21 protein-coding genes are annotated in these 18,076 nt (G+C 63.1%); 18 read left to right on the forward strand and 3 right to left on the reverse strand.

Translation table 11 applies throughout. The features are described from left to right. Positions 1-43 precede the first annotated feature (43 nt). The 3 genes from AC0NIH_RS19425 (at position 44) to AC0NIH_RS19435 (ending at position 2,703) form a co-directional block, all read left to right on the forward strand. Positions 44-1,672: a DNA alkylation response protein gene (locus AC0NIH_RS19425; protein WP_473460379.1), complete on the forward strand. Its 1,629-nt coding sequence runs from the start codon at positions 44-46 to the stop codon at positions 1,670-1,672. 135 nt (positions 1,673-1,807) lie between these two features. After that, entirely contained in the window at positions 1,808-2,362 is a 555-nt protein-coding gene (locus AC0NIH_RS19430) for a hypothetical protein (protein WP_473460685.1), read from the forward strand. Continuing rightward, positions 2,362-2,703, forward strand: coding sequence for a DUF6105 family protein (locus AC0NIH_RS19435; protein WP_023777463.1), 342 nt, complete (start codon positions 2,362-2,364; stop codon positions 2,701-2,703). The genes AC0NIH_RS19430 and AC0NIH_RS19435 overlap by 1 nt, the downstream gene beginning before the upstream one ends. Here the strand turns inward: AC0NIH_RS19435 and ruvX are convergent. After that, positions 2,621-3,127 carry a Holliday junction resolvase RuvX gene (ruvX, locus tag AC0NIH_RS19440; protein WP_023764889.1) on the reverse strand — a complete coding sequence of 169 codons (507 nt, stop codon included), beginning with the start codon at positions 3,125-3,127 and terminating at the stop codon, positions 2,621-2,623. The two genes, AC0NIH_RS19435 and ruvX, sit on opposite strands and share 83 nt — an antisense overlap. A 135-nt stretch (positions 3,128-3,262) precedes the next feature. Between ruvX and AC0NIH_RS19445 the strand changes: the two genes are divergently transcribed. The 8 genes from AC0NIH_RS19445 (at position 3,263) to AC0NIH_RS19480 (ending at position 9,017) form a co-directional block, all read left to right on the forward strand. Next, positions 3,263-3,970 carry a metal-dependent hydrolase gene (locus AC0NIH_RS19445; RefSeq protein WP_473460377.1) on the forward strand — a complete coding sequence of 236 codons (708 nt, stop codon included), beginning with the start codon at positions 3,263-3,265 and terminating at the stop codon, positions 3,968-3,970. Positions 3,971-3,994: 24 nt separating this feature from the next. After that, complete coding sequence (locus tag AC0NIH_RS19450; protein ID WP_473460375.1) at positions 3,995-4,411, forward strand: hypothetical protein; 417 nt, start codon at positions 3,995-3,997, stop codon at positions 4,409-4,411. Further along, positions 4,408-5,268 carry a radical SAM protein gene (locus AC0NIH_RS19455; protein WP_473460373.1) on the forward strand — a complete coding sequence of 287 codons (861 nt, stop codon included), beginning with the start codon at positions 4,408-4,410 and terminating at the stop codon, positions 5,266-5,268. The genes AC0NIH_RS19450 and AC0NIH_RS19455 overlap by 4 nt, the downstream gene beginning before the upstream one ends. A gap of 81 nt (positions 5,269-5,349) precedes the next feature. Next, complete coding sequence (gatC, locus tag AC0NIH_RS19460; RefSeq protein ID WP_473460371.1) at positions 5,350-5,637, forward strand: Asp-tRNA(Asn)/Glu-tRNA(Gln) amidotransferase subunit GatC; 288 nt, start codon at positions 5,350-5,352, stop codon at positions 5,635-5,637. Between the two features lie 7 nt (positions 5,638-5,644). Then, positions 5,645-6,100 carry a GNAT family N-acetyltransferase gene (locus tag AC0NIH_RS19465; RefSeq protein WP_473460369.1) on the forward strand — a complete coding sequence of 152 codons (456 nt, stop codon included), beginning with the start codon at positions 5,645-5,647 and terminating at the stop codon, positions 6,098-6,100. After that, positions 6,100-7,665 carry an amidase gene (locus AC0NIH_RS19470; RefSeq protein ID WP_473460367.1) on the forward strand — a complete coding sequence of 522 codons (1,566 nt, stop codon included), beginning with the start codon at positions 6,100-6,102 and terminating at the stop codon, positions 7,663-7,665. Before AC0NIH_RS19465 ends, AC0NIH_RS19470 begins: the two co-directional genes overlap by 1 nt. 1 nt (position 7,666) lies before the next feature. Then, positions 7,667-8,197 (forward strand): hypothetical protein, encoded by a 531-nt coding sequence (locus AC0NIH_RS19475; RefSeq protein WP_473460365.1) that lies wholly within the window; start codon positions 7,667-7,669, stop codon positions 8,195-8,197. Between the two features lie 22 nt (positions 8,198-8,219). Continuing rightward, a complete protein-coding gene (locus tag AC0NIH_RS19480) occupies positions 8,220-9,017 on the forward strand; it encodes a YdcF family protein (RefSeq protein ID WP_352690211.1) in 798 nt (265 codons plus the stop codon). On the opposite strand, the gene AC0NIH_RS19485 is transcribed toward AC0NIH_RS19480, so the two are convergent. Continuing rightward, positions 8,966-9,709, reverse strand: coding sequence for a DUF599 domain-containing protein (locus AC0NIH_RS19485; protein ID WP_023764897.1), 744 nt, complete (start codon positions 9,707-9,709; stop codon positions 8,966-8,968). The two genes, AC0NIH_RS19480 and AC0NIH_RS19485, sit on opposite strands and share 52 nt — an antisense overlap. 175 nt (positions 9,710-9,884) lie before the next feature. Between AC0NIH_RS19485 and AC0NIH_RS19490 the strand changes: the two genes are divergently transcribed. The 3 genes from AC0NIH_RS19490 (at position 9,885) to AC0NIH_RS19500 (ending at position 12,809) form a co-directional block, all read left to right on the forward strand. Further along, positions 9,885-11,288: an L-serine ammonia-lyase gene (locus AC0NIH_RS19490; RefSeq protein ID WP_473460363.1), complete on the forward strand. Its 1,404-nt coding sequence runs from the start codon at positions 9,885-9,887 to the stop codon at positions 11,286-11,288. Positions 11,289-11,365: 77 nt separating this feature from the next. Next, positions 11,366-11,803, forward strand: coding sequence for a DUF1489 family protein (locus tag AC0NIH_RS19495; RefSeq protein ID WP_473460361.1), 438 nt, complete (start codon positions 11,366-11,368; stop codon positions 11,801-11,803). Positions 11,804-12,107: 304 nt separating this feature from the next. Continuing rightward, the gene (locus tag AC0NIH_RS19500; RefSeq protein WP_473460359.1) at positions 12,108-12,809 is read left to right on the forward strand and encodes a DnaJ domain-containing protein; all 702 of its coding nucleotides are present in this window, start codon (positions 12,108-12,110) and stop codon (positions 12,807-12,809) included. Positions 12,810-12,855: 46 nt separating this feature from the next. Here the strand turns inward: AC0NIH_RS19500 and AC0NIH_RS19505 are convergent, their stop codons facing one another. Continuing rightward, positions 12,856-14,304, reverse strand: coding sequence for a D-alanyl-D-alanine carboxypeptidase (locus tag AC0NIH_RS19505; RefSeq protein WP_473460357.1), 1,449 nt, complete (start codon positions 14,302-14,304; stop codon positions 12,856-12,858). Between AC0NIH_RS19505 and AC0NIH_RS19510 the strand changes: the two genes are divergently transcribed. From AC0NIH_RS19510 to clpA, 4 genes are all read left to right on the forward strand, one after another. Continuing rightward, the gene (locus tag AC0NIH_RS19510) at positions 14,246-14,437 is read left to right on the forward strand and encodes a hypothetical protein (RefSeq protein ID WP_473460697.1); all 192 of its coding nucleotides are present in this window, start codon (positions 14,246-14,248) and stop codon (positions 14,435-14,437) included. The genes AC0NIH_RS19505 and AC0NIH_RS19510 overlap by 59 nt on opposite strands. Before the next feature lie 152 nt (positions 14,438-14,589). Then, positions 14,590-14,919, forward strand: a complete 330-nt coding sequence (locus tag AC0NIH_RS19515) for a phasin family protein (RefSeq protein WP_023764904.1) — start codon at positions 14,590-14,592, stop codon at positions 14,917-14,919. A 299-nt stretch (positions 14,920-15,218) separates the two neighbouring features. After that, entirely contained in the window at positions 15,219-15,548 is a 330-nt protein-coding gene (gene clpS / locus AC0NIH_RS19520; RefSeq protein WP_010909565.1) for an ATP-dependent Clp protease adapter ClpS, read from the forward strand. 6 nt (positions 15,549-15,554) lie between these two features. Next, positions 15,555-18,023 carry an ATP-dependent Clp protease ATP-binding subunit ClpA gene (clpA, locus tag AC0NIH_RS19525; protein ID WP_224687628.1) on the forward strand — a complete coding sequence of 823 codons (2,469 nt, stop codon included), beginning with the start codon at positions 15,555-15,557 and terminating at the stop codon, positions 18,021-18,023. Positions 18,024-18,076 lie beyond the last annotated feature (53 nt).

Genomic DNA, 18,076 nt, shown 5'->3' on the forward strand with positions numbered 1-18,076 from the left:
TTTCTGCCGAAAGAAGGATTGGCTACCGAAAAAAGGATTGGGCGTGACCGACGACGTAACGAACCAGCCGCCGCCGCTTGCGGGCGGCAACGCCTGGCGAGGCGATCCGTTGCTGATCCAGCTTGCCGAGCGCTTTTCCGATCCGGTCCGCAAGGATTTGGATGGGCTGGGCCGTTTCGTCCTGACGCAGGAGGCGCAGGAACTGGCACGCCTCGCCAATGTCGAGACGCCGAAGCTCAAGACGCATGACCGGCAGGGACGGCGCATCGATCTTGTCGAGTTCCATCCCGCGTACCACGCCCTGATGCGCCGCTCGGTGGCGAACGGGCTGCACTCCTCGGTCTGGGAAAATGGCGATGCCGAGATCGGCCGCCGCCATCAGGTGCGTGCCGCCCGTTTCTACCTGACCGCCGAACTCGAGACCGGGCATCTTTGCCCCATCACCATGACCAGCGCTTCGCTTGCCGCCCTGATGGCCAGTCCAAAGCTGTTCCGCGAGTGGGCGCCGCGCGTGACGACGCGCAAATACGACCAGAGCCAGAAGCCGCCGGTCGAGAAGACCGGGTTGACGCTCGGCATGGGCATGACCGAGAAACAGGGCGGCACCGATGTGCGTGCCAATGTGACCAGGGCCGAGCGCGCCGGCAGCGGTTTTTATCGCCTTACCGGCCACAAATGGTTCATGTCGGCGCCGATGTCGGACGCCTTCCTGGTGCTGGCGCAGGCGCCGGAAGGCCTGTCCTGCTTCCTGGTGCCGCGCGTCCTCGGCGACGGGTCGGGCAACGGCTTCCGCTTCCAGCGGTTGAAAGACAAGCTCGGCAACCGCTCCAACGCGTCCTCCGAGGTGGAATTCGTTAACGCCATCGGCGAGATGGTCGGCGAGCCGGGCGCCGGCGTGAAGACGATCATGGATATGGTCACCTTGACGCGGCTCGACTGCGCGGTGGCATCGTCGGCGGTCATGCGGGCTGGCTTGGCAGAGGCGGTCCATCACGCACGTCATCGCCAGGTGTTCGGCTCACCCTTGATCGAGCAGCCGCTGATGCAGCGCGTGCTGGCCGACATGGCGCTCGATGTCGCCGCCGCCACCGCGCTGTCGTTTCGGCTGGCGCGCTCCTTCGACGAGGCGGCGAGCGACCGCGGCGAGGCGGCATTCGCCCGCGCCATGACGCCTGTCGTCAAATACTGGGTCTGCAAGATCGCGCCGCCGCTGCTTTACGAGGCGATGGAGTGCCTTGGCGGCAATGGCTATGTCGAGGAGGCGCCGCTCGCCCGCTATTACCGCGAGGCGCCGGTCAACGCGATCTGGGAAGGTTCGGGCAATGTCATGGCGCTCGACGTGCTGCGCGTGCTCGGCCGCGCGCCCGGCCTGTTCGAGGAAGTGTTGGCCGGCATCGACCGCGACCTCGGCGCCGGCGGGCGCGGCACGATCGGCGTACTGAAGGCGGCGATGCAGGTCGCATCGACCGACGAGGGATCGGCCCGGCTGCTCACGGAGCAACTGGCGCTATCGGCCGCGGCGGCGGAACTGCGCCGGCTGGGAGCAGGGCGGATTGCCGATGCCTTCGTCGAGACGCGCCTGGCCGGCCAGTGGCGCAACACCTATGGCATGCTCGATGCGCGCCACGACGCGCGCATGATCATCGATACGCTCTATCCGCCGGTGAACTGAGCGGCAAGCGGCGCATCGCCGGGTCCGGGAGTGCCGATTGCGAGCCTGTGGACCGCCGTTAACCTTAACAAATGGTTTCCGTTGCGGCGACGGACGGCAAAGCCCACTGTCATTCCTGTCGAAGCAGGAATCATGATGCGACACGTATTGACCTCGTTCTTGTCCGTGCACTGGGCGATCGTTTTCGCCCTGCTTGCGCTGATCTGCATGGATGGGGACCGCGGCGTGGCGGCGGCTCTTGGCGTGCTCGGCGTGACGATCGAAAGTGCGCGTTTCGTCGACCTGAAGAACATCGTCGTGGTCGCGCCGCTGGCGACCGCATTGCTGGTCGTGTCGGTGCTGTTTTTCTGGGCCTTCGTCGATACGCTGATCAACGACGGGATCAGCCAGGGTGTCGACAGTGTGGTGCGCATCGCCTTCATCTCCGCGTCCGGTGTCCTGTCGATCATCCTGGTCGGCGGCGCGGCGCAAGGCATCAACGGCCTGTTCATGGTAGTCGCCGTACAACTGGCGGCACTTCTGGCCTCCTATGTCGCAATGCTCGCCGAGCGGCGCTCGGCGGCCGTGTCGGACGACGCCGACTTCCGCGCCACGGCGCACAGCATGGCGAAGGCAGCGGCGCACAATTCGCTGCTCTCCCTGATATCGGGCCGCAACCAGACCGGGCCCAAAGGGAAGGGTGGTCGCTGATGCGCTACATCTTCGCATTGTGGGCGGGTCCGATGGCGCTGTTCTGGGGCTGGTTCTACCTGTCGCTCAATGACATGAATTTCGGCTATGTCATGCTCACCCGGCAGCTGCACGATTTCGTGTTTCAGCTCTATGGCCAGATGCTCGGCATCGATCCGGCAATCATCCCCGGCATGGTGGCAAAGGCCTGCATCTTCGACGGGTTTCTGCTGATGGCGATATGGGCGTTTCGCCGCCGCCGCGAAATCCTGGACTGGGTCAGGCGGCGCTGGACGGGTCCGGTTCCGTTCGATCGGATGCAGCGAGCGACTGAAGCCGGTCCAAAACTCCCTGCAGAATAAAGGCGGCCGCCGCCGAATCGATCTTGCCGGCGCGTTTGGCGCGCGAGAAATCCATCTCGATCAATGTCCTTTCGGCCGCGACCGTCGACAGCCTCTCATCCCAGAACACGAAGGGCAGGTCGCTGAGCTGCGCCATGTTGCGCACGAAGGCGCGCGATTTCTGGGCGCGGGGACCTTCCGACCCGTCCATGTTGATCGGCAGCCCGATCACCACCGCACCGGCGTTCTCCTTCTTCAGCAACGCCAGAAGGACCGCGGCATCGAGTGAGAATTTCCTCCGGATGATGACCGGGCGCGGATGCGCGAAGGAGAACCCCCGGTCCGAAACCGCGACGCCGATCGTTTTGTCGCCGAGATCGAGCCCCGCCAGCGTCCTGCCATCGGCGAGCCGTGCCGGCAGTTGCTCAATCGTGATGATAGCCAACGGTTTTCCTTTGTCTTTTTCAGCGCCGCGTGTTCTTCCGGATGCCCGGCGGACACTATACCCTTTGATCTCGAGTTGATCTCAGGGCCATCGGCCTTCTATCCTCTGGCACGGTAAAAATCGAGGAATGCATTCATGAAACTGACCTGGTGCGGCCATTCGGCCTTCCGCATCGAAACCGGCGACGCCAAGATCCTCATCGACCCCTATCTGATCGGAAATCCGTCATGGACGGGGGGCTGGGAAGGGCCGGCGGAGGGGATCACGCATGTGCTGCTGACGCACGGGCACAGCGACCACATCAGCGGTGCGCTGGAAGTGCTCGGCAAAAGCGGCGCCCAGTTGGTCGCGAATTTCGAGATCTGCATGTATCTGATCGGCAAAGGCGTCAGCGACAAGAAGATCAATCCCGGCAACATCGGCGGCACGGTCGATTGCGGCGGCTTCACCACGACATTCGTCCAGGCGCTGCACTCCTCCTCGTTTGGCGAAGATGGTGGCAGGAACGTCTACCTCGGCAATCCGGGTGGGCTGGTTCTGCATTTCCCGGAAGACAGGACGCTCTACCATATGGGCGACACCGACATCTTTTCCGACATGGCGCTGATCAACGAGCTGCATGAGCCGAAGATCGGCATCGTGCCGATCGGCGACCGCTTCACCATGGGCGGTGCGGTCGCGGCACTTGCCTGCCGCCGCTTCTTCAAGTTCGAGACGGTTGTTCCTTGCCACTTCGGCACCTTTCCGATGATCGATCCGACGGCCGAGAAATTCGAGGCCGGCCTGGAAGGGTCCGGGGTGAAGGTTGCGTTGCCGAAAATCGGCGAGACGATTGCGATCTAGAAACAGCCAAAGCGGAACAAATCCATGGCGTTGGGGCGATCTCTTTGCGTGTCGATGTTTGTCGCGGCATCCCCCGCGCTTGCCGCGGATGATTTCATCGAAGGGGTTTATCTCCGGTCGGAAGAACTTTGCGCACAGGCAAAGAAGGACACGCTGCAGGCACTGATCGACACCGGCAACATCGTGCTTTCGGCGCACGGCCTGCAAGGCGTCGAATACAATTGCGAGTTTCTGCAGGTCAGCAAGGCGACGCGTTCTCCAAGCTGGGCGGTGACGGCGATCTGCCAGGAACCGGGTTATGTCTTTCCAGATGTCCTGTCGGTGACGCAGACCAGCCCGACGCAGATCGACCTCGTGTCGGTCCGGCCCATCGACGACGAAAGCGAGGCGAGCGGCAACAGCGGCAGCTATTATCTGTGCGAGGGCGTTGCCCTGCCATGACGATACTGAGCCGTGTAAGATCGCTTCTTGGCGGCGAGCGGCCTGTGTTCCGGAGACTGGAACTGCATGTCGCGCATGGCTGCAACCTGTCGTGCGAAAGCTGCTCGCACTATTCCAATCATGCGCATTCCGGCACCGTCTCGCTCGATGAGGCGGACCGCTGGATGGGGCTGTGGAGCCGGCGCGTCTCGGTCAAGCGGTTCACCTTGCTGGGCGGCGAACCCAGCATCCATCCGCAACTGCCGAGTTTCGTCGGGCTTGTGCGGCGGCACTGGCCGCGTGCCAGCATGGAAATCGTCAGCAACGGCTTCTTCCTCCATCGTCACCCGACATTGCCAGCCATCCTGGCCGCCGATCCCGACGCGCGGCTGATCGTCTCGGTCCATCACGATTCCGAAGAATATCGGGAGAGGCTGAAACCGGTTTTCGATCTGCTGGAGGCGTGGCGGCGGGACCACAAGGTCCTGATCGAACTGCGTCCGTCGGACAAGAACTGGACCCGGCGCTACGAAGGCTTCGGCAATGCGATGGCGCCTTTCGATGATGGCGATCCTCGTTCCAGCTGGGAAATCTGCCCGGCTCGCCACTGCAAGCAGTTGCATGACGGCCAGATCTGGAAATGCGCGCCGCTCGCCTATCTGCCGATGCAGAAGGGAAAGTACCGGCTGTCCGAGAAGTGGGACCCGTATCTCGCCTACCGGCCGCTCGATCCCGGTTGCTCCAATGCCGAACTGCAGACGTTCGCCGCACTGGAGGATGAGGCTGCTTGCGGCATGTGCCCGGCAAAGCAGCGCTTTTTCGAATTGCCCAATCCGTTGCGCCGCCCCAAGGATCGGGCTAGCGCTGCCGTAACCTAGCATCGCTTCCGATACGATGCATGTTGCGTGCCGCGCGCGGCGCCGCTATAGCCCGGACTGGTTTTTCCCCGAGGCAAATACATGTCCGTTGATCTTCAGACAGTGAAGCGCGTCGCGCGTCTCGCCCGCATCGCGGTGAGCGAAGAGGATGCAGAACGCATGACCGACGAGCTGAACGCCATCCTCGGCTTTGTCGAACAGCTCAACGAGGTCGATGTTTCCGGCGTCGAGCCGATGACCTCGGTGACGCCGATGGAGATGAAGAAGCGCGGCGATGTCGTCACCGACGGCAACAAGGCGGCCGACATCGTCGCCAACGCGCCGGCCACCGAAGAGAATTTCTTCCTCGTACCGAAGGTCGTGGAGTAAGGCGCCGATGGCAATCGAGATCGCCATCGAGACGCCGCTGCAGGACGACGTGCGCGGCCTGGTCAAGGAACTCAACGAGACCTTGCTCGAACTGACGCCGCCGGAGCACTGCTACCACATGACGGTCGAGCAGATGGCCGGCCAGGACACGACCGTTTTCATCGCCCGCGACAACGGTGTCGCCATTGGCTGTGGCGCGCTGAAGCGCCATGGCGATACCATCGGCGAGGTCAAGCGCATGTACACGCGGCCTTCGCATCGCGGCCGCAAGATCGGCGCCGCCATCGTCGAGCGGGTCGAGGCGTTGGCGCGGCAGGAAGGACTGAAGCGGCTGGTGCTGGAGACGGGCGATCGTCATCCCGCGGCATGGACCGTCTATGAACGTGCCGGGTTCTCACGCTGCGGCCCGGTGCTGGATTATCCCGATTCCCAGTGGTCGGTGTTTTACGAAAAGAGCCTTTGATGAGCGACCTCACCCGACTGACGATTTCGCAGGCCCGCGCCAAGCTGCGCGGCAAGGAAATCACCGCGACCGAGATCACCGACGCCTATCTCTCGGCGATCGATCGCGCCAATCCGGCGCTCAATGCCTATGTGGCGGTGACCGGCGACAAGGCGCGCGACATGGCCAAGGCGTCCGACGCCAGGCTGGTCAAGGGCGAGGGCGGCGCGCTGGAAGGCATTCCGCTGGGGATCAAGGATCTGTTCGGCACCGACGGTGTGCACACCCAGGCCTGCAGCCATGTGCTCGACGGCTTCAAGCCGCGCTATGAATCGACCGTCACCGCCAATCTGTGGGCCGACGGCGCGGTCATGCTAGGCAAGCTCAACATGGACGAATTCGCCATGGGCTCGTCCAACGAGACTTCGTACTATGGCCCGGTCATCAATCCGTGGCGGCGTTCGCGCCTCGACACGGTGGTGATGCCGACGACGCATCAGGGCGACGGCGGCTTCGTATCGGCCGGCGGCACGAAAACGCAGCGTAGCCTGGACAATGCGCAGCTGGTGCCGGGTGGCTCTTCCGGCGGCTCGGCGACCGCCGTCTCGGCGTTCCTGTGCGCCGGCGCCACGGCGACGGACACTGGCGGCTCGATCCGCCAGCCGGCCGCCTTCACCGGTACGGTCGGCATCAAGCCGACCTATGGCCGTTGCTCGCGCTGGGGCATCGTCGCCTTCGCCTCGTCGCTCGACCAGGCCGGACCGATCGCCCGCGACGTGCGCGATGCCGCGATCCTGCTCAAATCCATGGCCTCCGTCGATCCGAAGGACACCACTTCGGTCGACCGGCCGGTGCCCGACTATGAAGCGGCGATCGGCAAGCCGATCAAGGGCATGAAGGTCGGCATTCCCAAGGAATACCGCGTCGACGGCATGCCCGAGGAGATCGAGGCACTGTGGCAGAAGGGCATTGCGTGGCTCAGGGACGCCGGCGCCGAGATCGTCGACATTTCCCTGCCGCACACCAAATACGCGCTGCCGGCCTATTACATCGTGGCGCCGGCCGAGGCGTCGTCCAACCTGGCGCGCTATGACGGCGTCCGCTACGGCCTGCGCGTGCCGGGCAAGGACATCGTCGAGATGTACGAGAAGACCCGTGCCGCCGGCTTCGGCCGCGAGGTCAAGCGCCGCATCATGATCGGCACCTATGTGCTGTCGGCCGGCTATTACGATGCCTATTATCTGCAGGCGCAGAAGGTGCGCAACCTGATCAAGCGCGACTTCGAGAACGTCTTCGCTGCCGGCATCGACGTCGTCCTGACCCCGGCGACGCCGTCCGCAGCCTTCGGCATCGCCGACGAGGACATGGCCGCCGATCCGGTCAAGATGTACCTCAACGACATTTTCACGGTCACCGTGAACATGGCCGGCTTGCCCGGCATCGCAGTGCCCGCCGGACTCGATCCCAAGGGGCTGCCGCTTGGCCTGCAGCTGATCGGCAGGCCGTTCGAGGAAGAGACGCTGTTCCAGACGGCCGCCGTCATCGAACAGGCGGCAGGCACGTTCCAGCCGGAGAAGTGGTGGTAGCATGTCGCCCCCGTCTCGCATTTCCATCATCGAGACGGGACATGAACTGCTGATCACAAACCCGCCCAGGCGTTCAGCCATCAGGGTCGGCTTTCTTCTTCTCTCGATCGCAATCGTCGCCGTCACCACCAAATGGGGGCTGTTCGACAAATCGCCGGTAACGGTCGCGAGCGGTCTGTTCGGCCTGATGTCATTTCTGGCGATTGCCGGGTTTCTCGCATATTTTCTCGGCAAGGAGTTCATCTGGCTCGCATCGGGAGGCGAAACGCTGCGGATCGCGAAAGACACGATCGTCCGCGAAATCAGGGGCAGTCCGTTCCGTGATCGCGCCTTCCTCACATATAACGGGCAGCTCACTGCCGAGGTTCTGGAACACACCTATCCGACCGACGACACCGGACTGAAGGAAGTGGTTCGCCTGGCCACGGCAAGCGGGCCAATCTCGTTCGGGCGGGAACTCGATCGTTCGGAGGCTGAGGCTGTTGCGGAAGCCGTCAGGCGCTTTGCCGCCCGCCGCACTTTGAGATCGTAGGGGCAGATCGTAGGGGGAAAGCGTGTTCTACTATCTTTCCAAGATCCTGTGGTTCTTCATCCAGCCGCTCAACCTGACGATCTTCCTGCTTTTGGCGGGGCTGATCGCCGGGACGGGCGGGCGGCGGCGGCTGGCCGTCACCGGCAGCGTGCTCGCCTTCCTGATTTTGGCGCTGTCGGCCTGGACGTCGCTTGGCGCCATGATGCTCAATCCGCTGGAGGAACGCTTTCCACGGCCGCCGCTGCCGCAAAAGGTCGACGGCATCATCGTGCTCGGCGGGGGGTTCGAGGGCGCCATCAACCTCGCGCGCGGCGGCTATGAATTGAGCAGCAGCGGCGATCGCATGGTCGAGACTGCAATCCTCGCCCGGCGCTTCCCGCAGGCCAAGGTGGTCGTATCCGGCGGAAACGGTTCGCTTTTCCTTGATGGCGAGGGCGACGCCGACACCGCGCCCCGCCTGCTCGGCCCACTGGGTGTATCGGCCGATCGTCTTGTCCTTGAGGACAAGTCCCGCAACACCTACGAAAACGCGGTCTTCAGCCGCAAGCTCGTCGAACCGAAGCCGGGCGAGACCTGGCTGCTGGTGACCTCCGCCTTCCACATGCCTCGGGCCAAGGCGCTGTTCGACAAGGCTGGTTTCCCAACCGTCCCGTGGCCGGTCGACTATCGCACCTCGGGCAAGGAAGGTGTCGGCCTGTTTCGCGACAATGCGACCGATTCACTTGAGAATACGACCATGGCGATCCGCGAATGGATCGGATTGTTCGCCTATTGGCTGTCCGGCCGCATCGACCGGCCCTTTCCGGCGCCGGGCGGCTGACCGATGACGGCGCGGCGCGCCGCCGAGAAGAACTGGCGCCGCACCAGCACGGCCAGCAGCAGAAGCGTCGACAGCACGAACACCACCGGATCGACGAACCAGCCGAGATAGCCGATCGAGAAGAACACGCCGCGCAGGCCGGAGTTGAAATGCTTGCCGGCCAGCATGTTCATCTGCGCGGCGCGCCACACCGCCGTTTCGGTGACCGGGTTGCGCGAGGCTTCACCATGCGGGATCGGCACCGCGCCGATCAGGATCGTGCAATAGTTGAACAGCCGGTAGGCCCAGCCGAATTTGAAGAAGGAAAAGGCCAGGATCAGCACCAGTCCCAGCACCTTTATCTGAAAGGCCGAGCGTGACGGCGCACCGCCCAAAGGCAGGTCGCTCAGCACTTCGAGTACCCGGTCGGACGCACCGAGCAGAGCAAAGCAGCCGCCGAGCGCGATCAGCGAACTGGAGGCGAAGAAGGCGGTTCCCTGCTGCAAGCCGCTCATGATGGCGGTGTCGACGATGCGGATCTCGCGCTCGGCCATGGTGCGCATCCAGGTCTCGCGTTGCGCGTTCATCGCGGTGGTCAGCGACACGCGGCTGACCAGCCGGCCGTCGGAGGCGAGCGTGTGCAGCAGCCACGCGGCGAGGAAGAGGCCCAGCGCCGCGAGATCGGCCGTCGAAAGATCGAGGGAATCACGCATGAGCTGAATTTATCACATTCGGCGTGACCGCTTCGATCATCGGGATCGAGCGATAAGCAACGGATGTCGCTGCCGGAGCAAACAAGGTCGGCAGGTGCCGCGCCGCGATTGTCAAAAGAGCGGAAACATCCTGGGAATTCCTATATGTAATCCTCGACGTGATCCAGGAGACAGCGTGTTCCTTTCGGTTTTCGACTTGTTCAAGATCGGCATCGGCCCCTCGAGCTCCCACACGATGGGGCCGATGACCGCCGCGCGGCGGTTTCTCGACGAGGTCGCGGGGGACGACTGGCCGCGCCCCGCCGGCGCCAAGGTCGACCGCATCGGCGCCAGCCTGCATGGTTCGCTCGCCTATACCGGCATCGGCCATGGCAGCGACCGCGCCGTCATCCTGGGACTTGCCGGCCAGACCCCGCAAACGGTCGATCCCGACAGGGCCGACGAGATCGTCAGCCGCATCACCGCCGACAGATCGATTTCACCGCCCGGTCACCCCTCCTACCGTTTCGATCCGGCCACCGATCTTGTGCTCGACCGCAAGACACCGCTCACGGGACATGCCAATGGCATGGCGTTCTACGCCTATGACGCCGGCGGCCGCCTGCTGCTCAAGCGCATCTACTATTCGATCGGCGGCGGCTTCGTCGTTTCGGAAGAAGAGTTGCAGAGGACGAAGGCCAAGGGGTCGGTGACGACCGAGGGCAAGAAGGTGCCCTATCCCTTCAAGAACGCCGTCGAGATGCTGAAGATGGCGGCCAAGAGCGGGCTCTCCATCGCCGAACTGAAGCGCGTCAACGAGGAAACGCAGATGACGCGCGAGGAACTCGACGCCGGCCTCGACGCCATCTGGAGCGCCATGAAGGGTTGCATCGACCGTGGCCTTTCGCAGGACGGCATCATGCCTGGCGGGCTGAAGGTGCGGCGCCGCGCGCGCATGTTGCACGACAAGCTGCAGGAACAATGGCAGCAGAACCGGCCGAACCCTCTGCTCGCCAACGATTGGCTGTCGATCTACGCGATGGCGGTCAATGAGGAGAATGCGGCCGGCGGCCGCGTCGTCACCGCGCCGACCAATGGGGCCGCGGGCACGCTGCCGGCAGTGCTGCGCTACTGGCTGCATTTCCACCCCGAGGCCGACCAGCCTAGCATCCGCGACTTCCTGCTGACGGCGGCAGCCGTCGGCGGCATCATCAAGACCAACGCGTCGATCTCGGGCGCCGAGGTCGGCTGCCAGGGCGAGGTGGGCTCTGCCTCGGCAATGGCCGCGGCCGGCCTGTGCGCCGTCATGGGCGGCACGCCCGAGCAGGTCGAGAATGCCGCCGAGATCGCGCTCGAACATCATCTCGGCATGACCTGCGATCCGGTCGGCGGGCTGGTGCAGGTGCCATGCATCGAGCGCAACGCGCTGGGCGCGGTCAAGGCCGTGACCGCCGCGTCGCTGGCGATCAAGGGCGACGGCGTGCATTTCGTGCCGCTCGACGCCGCGATCGAGACCATGCGCCAGACCGGCCTCGATATGAACGAGAAGTACAAGGAAACCAGCCTTGGCGGTCTCGCCGTCAATGTCGTGGAGTGCTGAGGTTCTGGCCTAAACCGGCACTGTGGAGAAGTCCGTCAGGCCGTTGACGTCCCGGCGCTCCGGACTAACCTTAGCGAATGGCTCTCAATCTTCTAAAACTTTGCGTCGGCTGCGACAGCGTCGAGGATCTTGAGGAATGGATCGAGTTCCGTCTCGACGAAAGGCGCCGGGCCGGTGATCCGGTCGAACACTGGCACACGACCCGCATGGTGCCGACGCGTGGGCAAGAGGTCACCGATGGCGGTTCGCTCTACTGGGTGATCAAGGGCAATGTGCAGTGCCGCCAGCTGATCACGGAGATCCGGCCATTCACCGATGACGAAGGTACCGGCCGCTGCCATTTGATGCTCGACCCGCGGGTCATTCGCACCGACTGGCAGCCGCGCCGGGCTTTTCAAGGCTGGCGCTATCTGAAGCCGTCGGACGCGCCGGCCGATCTCGGCAAAGGCAAGGCCGGGCTGGTGGAGATGCCGCCGAAGCTCAGGCGTGAGCTTGCCGATCTCGGTTTGCTCTAAAGCGCTTCGCGCTGAAACGGGTTCACGCGGCGCGCTTCGGGTCTGAGTTCGCTTTTGGGCGACATGCTCTAGCCGTCCGCTGGCCCTCCGTCTTGCTCCGTACTGGACTTGCAAGCGGCGAGACAACGCCACATCTTGAAATTCATGCGCGATGAAAAGCTGTCGAAGTCGACAAGGGCCGCCGCGTTGGCTGGGCCAACGCCCTCTTCCGATCGGAGGGAGGCCATGATTCCGGCGCAGAAAAAGTGTTGAAGGAAGTGACGTGGCTGTCCAGGCGGGCAGGGAATCCGCGGGGCGGTGGGAAATGTTAGGCGTAATTATCGTCCTGGTCGCATTGCTGCTGGTGCTGCTGATGGTAGCCTCGGCGTTTCTTCGCGCCGATCCGGCCAGGCTCGCCAGTTCGACGAGAACATTGGGGCCGATCCTGCTGGCCCTGGTGGGCGGCGCCGTGCTGCTGGTCGGGCGCAGCGGGATCGGCGGCATCATCCTGTTCGTGGCGATCGGCTGGTATGGCGTGACGCGTGCAGGCCGGCCAAATGCCAAGCCGACGCCTGGAAAACGCTCGACAGTGCGGACAGCGGCACTCGAGATGGAACTGGATCACAATTCGGGCGGTCTCGAAGGGCTGGTCCTGGCAGGCCGCCATGACGGCAAGATGCTTGGCGCCATGGGTCTTTCGGAATTGCAGCATCTCTACCGCGAACTCTCCGGCGATCCGGAGAGCCGGCAGTTGCTAGAGGCGTATCTTGACGGCAGATTTCCCGTCTGGCGCAAAAACACTGAGACGAACGGTGGCGAAGGGCTGGGTGTTGCGCCAGGTCCTGGCGCCATGACTAAGGAGGAGGCCTACAAGGTCCTTGGTCTTGAAGCGGGGGCCGCCGCGGCGGATGTCCGCAAGGCGCACCGCCGCCTGATGCAGCGCCTGCACCCCGATATCGGCGGCACGTCTTTCCTGGCGGCGCGAATCAACGAAGCCAAGGACGTCTTGCTCTCCAATCACAACTAGTCTCCTTCGACGCAAAAATTTTCCGGGAGATTGTGTGCACGCCGTCCTATTGCTGGACGGCGTAGCACTCGATGCTCTTCTTCTTCAAAGCGGTGCAGGCCTTCCAGGCAGCGGTCTTCGAACCGAAGCCGCCGAAGCGCGCGCGATAGTAGGTGACGCCATCCTTGTCGAAGGCGACGGTGAAGCCGGCGGCATCGGCCAGCACCTTGGGCGCCTGCTTGCTGGCCTTGTCGAGGAAAGCCTGGGCTTCGGACTGCTTGGGCGAGGAAGCGACCTGGATGGCCCAGCCCGAGGGCACCGACGCGGTGTTGACCGGATCGACAGCAGGTGCAGGCGCGGGCGTCGGCTCGGCATAGGCGGCCACGACCTGTGCGGTGGCGACCTTGGGGGCGGAGACGATGACCGTCTTCACCTTTTTGGCCGGAACGACCAGCTTGGGTTCTTCGACCGTGGCGTCGTCCTCCGCGCTGCTGTCCTCGGCATTGCTGTCGCCCTGCGCGACGGTAGCGTCTGCGGCGACGGCAGTATCGTCGCTTGCAACAGCCACCGGCTTTTCGTCCGGCGTCGGCGCGTCGTGCTTGGGCAGCAGGACCTTGGCCAGCGCCCTGATCGGATTGCTATCAGCCTTGGCGACCAGATCGCCGCCGCCGCGGGTCGAAGCCCGCGGCATATAGGTGTTGATCAGAGCCGCCATCTGGTTGTCGCGGCTGCCGCCCGACGTGCCGCCCATGACGACGGCAACAAGGCGGCGATTGCCGTCGGACACGGAGGAGACGAGATTGAAGCCGGAGGCGCGTGTGTAGCCGGTCTTGATGCCGTCCACGCCCTTGATGCGCCCGAGCAGGCGGTTGTGGCCGTTGATGCGCTGGCGGCCATAGAGGAAGGACCGCTGCGAGAAATAGCCGTAATATTGGGGGAAATGCTCGCGCAGCGCGATGCCGAGCGTCGCCATGTCGCGCGCGGTGGTGAACTGGCCGGGGTCCGGCAGGCCGTTGGCATTGCGGAACACGGTGCCGTTCATGCCGAGCTGGCGCGCCTTGGCGGTCATCATGCGGGCAAAATTGGTCTCGTTGCCGCCAATCATTTCGCCAAGCGCTGTCGCCGAGTCGTTGGCCGACTTGGTGACTATCGACAGAATGGCGGTGTCGACCGTGACCGAACCGCCCGGCTTCACGCCGAGTTTCGTCGGCGCCTCGGCGGATGCCTTGGCCGAAAACACGACAGGCGTGTTCCTGCTGATCTTGCCCTTCGCCAGAGCTTCGAAGGTCAGGTAAAGCGTCATCATCTTGGTCAGCGATGCCGGATAGCGCCTGCCATTGGCGTCTGCGGAGTACAGCACCTTGCCGGTCTTGGCGTCCACGACAATGGCTGCCTGCCGCGCCGCCAGCGACGAGGCAACGTCAGCGCAAACGAATGTCAACGCCAAGGCGAGGACCATGATCGCTTTGAGGGGGGAATTGGATCTGGAAACGATGCCCAACAACGCCTTACGCACTGATGTTTACCTTGAATTCTTCGTTGCGCTGAAGGCGGCAAAGGGTCCTGCCGCACTTTCAGCCAAGCTAGCGGGCCAGCGTTACCAATCCGTTTATGGTAACCGCCGCGTTCACCATTTTCTTCGGGCTTGAAACTCACTTTATTTGATTTTTAGGCATTGCCTGCGCAGGCGGCCTCTGAACGCAGGCGAAATATTGACTTTTGTGCGGCGCACAATATATTCTAGTGCATTGCACAAGGGCGCCCCGAAGAAGGACGCCTCAACCGTCAAGGGAATCGCGAAATGACCCAGACCTATGAGGACTTCAGCAAATACGGCAAAGAGTTTGCCGATACCGGATTGAAGAGCTTCGCTTCGCTCTCCAAGGGCGCTCAGGCGATCGCAACCGAGGCCGGCGAATACACCAAGAAGAGTTTCGAAGCCGGCAGTGCCGCTGCCGAGAAGCTGCTCTCTGCCAAGTCGCTCGACAAGGCCATCGAAATCCAGTCCGACTATGCCAAGCAGTCCTACGAGGCATTCGTCGCCGAGGCCACCAAGATCGGCGACCTCTATGCCGAACTCGCCAAGGAAGCCTATAAGCCGTTCGAATCGATCGTTGCCAAGGCGAAGTAATTTCGCCCGGGCGAAGTAGCTTCGCCTCACGACGACAGCGAGATCCGGCCCTTTGGGTCGGGACAAGACCCGGTTGCGCGAGCGCGGCCGGGTTTTTTCATGTCGATTTGCTATCCAGTGCCTCGCGCCCCTTCACGATTGCGAAAATCCGCGAAGTTTGGTCACCTAGCCATATTGTCAGCTAACCAGAAGGGCTTAAAATCGTCCATCGAACACCTACATGTTGAGCTCGCATGAGGATTCGAAAGAGGCAGGATTACGTGACGATCGGTTTGACTGCCACGAGACAGGTGGCGCGGATGCAAAACGGCGGCGGCGACGGCAATGAGGCCGGCCGCGGGACGGCCGTCATCACGCGCACAAAAACCAAGACCAAGAAGCCTAGCCTTTACCGGGTCCTCATTCTTAACGACGACTACACTCCGATGGAGTTCGTGGTTCACGTGCTGGAGCGTTTTTTCCAGAAGGACCGCGAAGCTGCCACACGCATCATGCTTCATGTTCACAATCATGGGGTGGGCGAGTGCGGGGTCTATACATTCGAGGTGGCCGAGACCAAAGTGTCTCAGGTCATGGATTTCGCCCGACAGAATCAGCATCCGCTGCAATGCGTGATGGAGAAGAAGTGAGGTAACATGCCGGCTTTCTCCCAAGGCCTGGAAAAGGCGCTTCACCAAGCGCTGACGCTCGCCAATGAGCGGCACCATGAATATGCAACCCTTGAACACCTGCTGCTCGCGTTGATCGACGACACCGAGGCGGCCGCCGTCATGCGCGCCTGCAACGTCGATCTCGACGAGCTCAAGCACACCGTTCTCACCTATATCGACACAGAGCTCGACAATCTGGTCACCGGTTATGACGAGGATTCCAAGCCGACCGCCGGTTTCCAGCGCGTCATCCAGCGCGCTGTGATCCACGTGCAGTCATCGGGCCGCGAGGAAGTGTCGGGCGCCAACGTGCTCGTTGCCATCTTCGCCGAGCGCGAGAGCCATGCCGCCTATTTCCTGCAGGAACAGCAGATGACCCGCTACGACGCGGTCAACTACATCTCGCACGGCATCGCCAAGCGCCCCGGCGCTTCCGAGACGCGCTCGCCGCGCGGCGCCGATGATGAGCAGGGCGGCCAGAATGGCGCCGAGCCGCAAGAGGAAGGCGGCAAGAAGAAGCAGCAGCAGGATGCGCTGACCGCATATTGCGTCAATCTCAACAACAAGGCCAAGGCCGGCAAGATCGATCCGCTGATCGGTCGCGAGTCGGAGATCAACCGCACCATCCAGGTGCTGTGCCGCCGCTCGAAGAACAATCCGCTCTATGTCGGCGACCCCGGCGTCGGCAAGACGGCGATCGCCGAAGGCCTCGCCAAGCGCATCGTCGAAGGCGATGTTCCCGAGGTGCTGCACAATGCCACCATTTTCGCGCTCGACATGGGCACGCTTCTGGCCGGCACGCGCTATCGCGGTGATTTCGAGGAACGGCTGAAGCAGGTCGTCAAGGAGCTCGAGGATTATCCGGGTGCCGTGCTGTTCATCGACGAGATCCACACCGTGATCGGTGCCGGCGCCACTTCGGGCGGCGCCATGGACGCGTCGAACCTGTTGAAGCCGGCGCTGTCGTCGGGTGCGATCCGTTGCATCGGCTCGACCACTTACAAGGAGTTCCGCCAGTTCTTCGAAAAGGACCGTGCCTTGGTGCGGCGCTTCCAGAAGATCGACGTCAACGAGCCGACCATCGAGGATGCCATCGAGATCATGAAGGGCTTGAAGCCCTATTTCGAGGAGTTCCACAAGGTCCGCTACACGAGCGAAGCCATCAAGGCCTCGGTCGAGCTGTCGGCGCGCTACATCAACGACCGCAAGCTGCCGGACAAGGCGATCGATGTGATCGACGAGACCGGCGCTTCGCAGATGCTGGTGCCGGAAGCCAAGCGCAAGAAGACGATCGGCATCAAGGAGATCGAGGCAACGATCGCCACCATGGCCCGCATCCCGCCGAAGACGGTCTCGGCCGATGACGAGAAGGTGCTGCAGGGCCTCGACATCGAGCTGAAGCGCGTCGTCTACGGCCAGGACACCGCGATCACCGCGCTGACCTCGGCGATCAAGCTGGCCCGTGCCGGCCTGCGCGAACCGGAAAAGCCGATCGGCTCCTACCTGTTCTCGGGGCCTACCGGTGTCGGCAAGACCGAAGTGGCCAAGCAGTTGGCCGCCTCGCTCGGCGTCGAGCTGATCCGCTTCGACATGTCGGAATATATGGAACGCCACACCGTTTCGCGGCTGATCGGCGCGCCTCCCGGCTATGTCGGCTTCGACCAGGGTGGTCTTTTGACCGATGGCGTCGACCAGCATCCGCACTGCGTGCTGCTGCTCGACGAGGTCGAGAAGGCGCATCCGGACCTGTTCAACATCCTGTTGCAGGTCATGGACCACGGCAAGCTGACCGACCATAACGGCAAGCAGATCGACTTCCGCAATGTCATCCTGATCATGACCACCAATGCGGGCGCGTCCGATGCGCAGCGCGCGGCGATCGGTTTCGGATCGACCAAGCGTGAAGGCGACGATGTCGAGGCGATCAACCGGCTGTTCACGCCGGAATTCCGCAACCGTCTCGATGCGATCATCCCGTTCGGCTCGCTGCCGGTGCCGGTCATCCATCAGGTGGTGCAGAAGTTCGTCATGCAGCTCGAGGCCCAGCTCTCAGAGCGTGGCGTTACCTTCGACCTGTCGCCGGATGCCATCGCATGGCTCGCCGACAAGGGCTATGACGAGCGCATGGGCGCACGGCCGCTCGGCCGTGTCATCCAGGAGCACATCAAGAAGCCGTTGGCCGACGAGGTGCTGTTCGGCAAGCTCAAGAAGGGCGGCACGGTGCGTGTCACCGTCGAGAAGAAGGAAACCGGCGAGACCGGCCTGAAACTCGAATCGCTGGCCGACGAAGCGCCGGTGAAGCCGAAGAAGGAAGAGCCGGAAGAAGCCCCGAAGCCGCGCAAGGCCGTGGCCAAGAAGCCTGCCGCGAAGAAAGTGGTGGCGCAGAAGCCGGAGCCCAAGGGCAAGGATGGCGGCAAGCGCAGCCTGGTACCACAACTGCCCCGCAAGGGCTGATCCTGATCAAAGTCGAAAAGCCCCGGAAACGGGGCTTTTTTCATTGATATAGA

This window comes from Mesorhizobium sp. WSM1386, assembly GCF_055901595.1.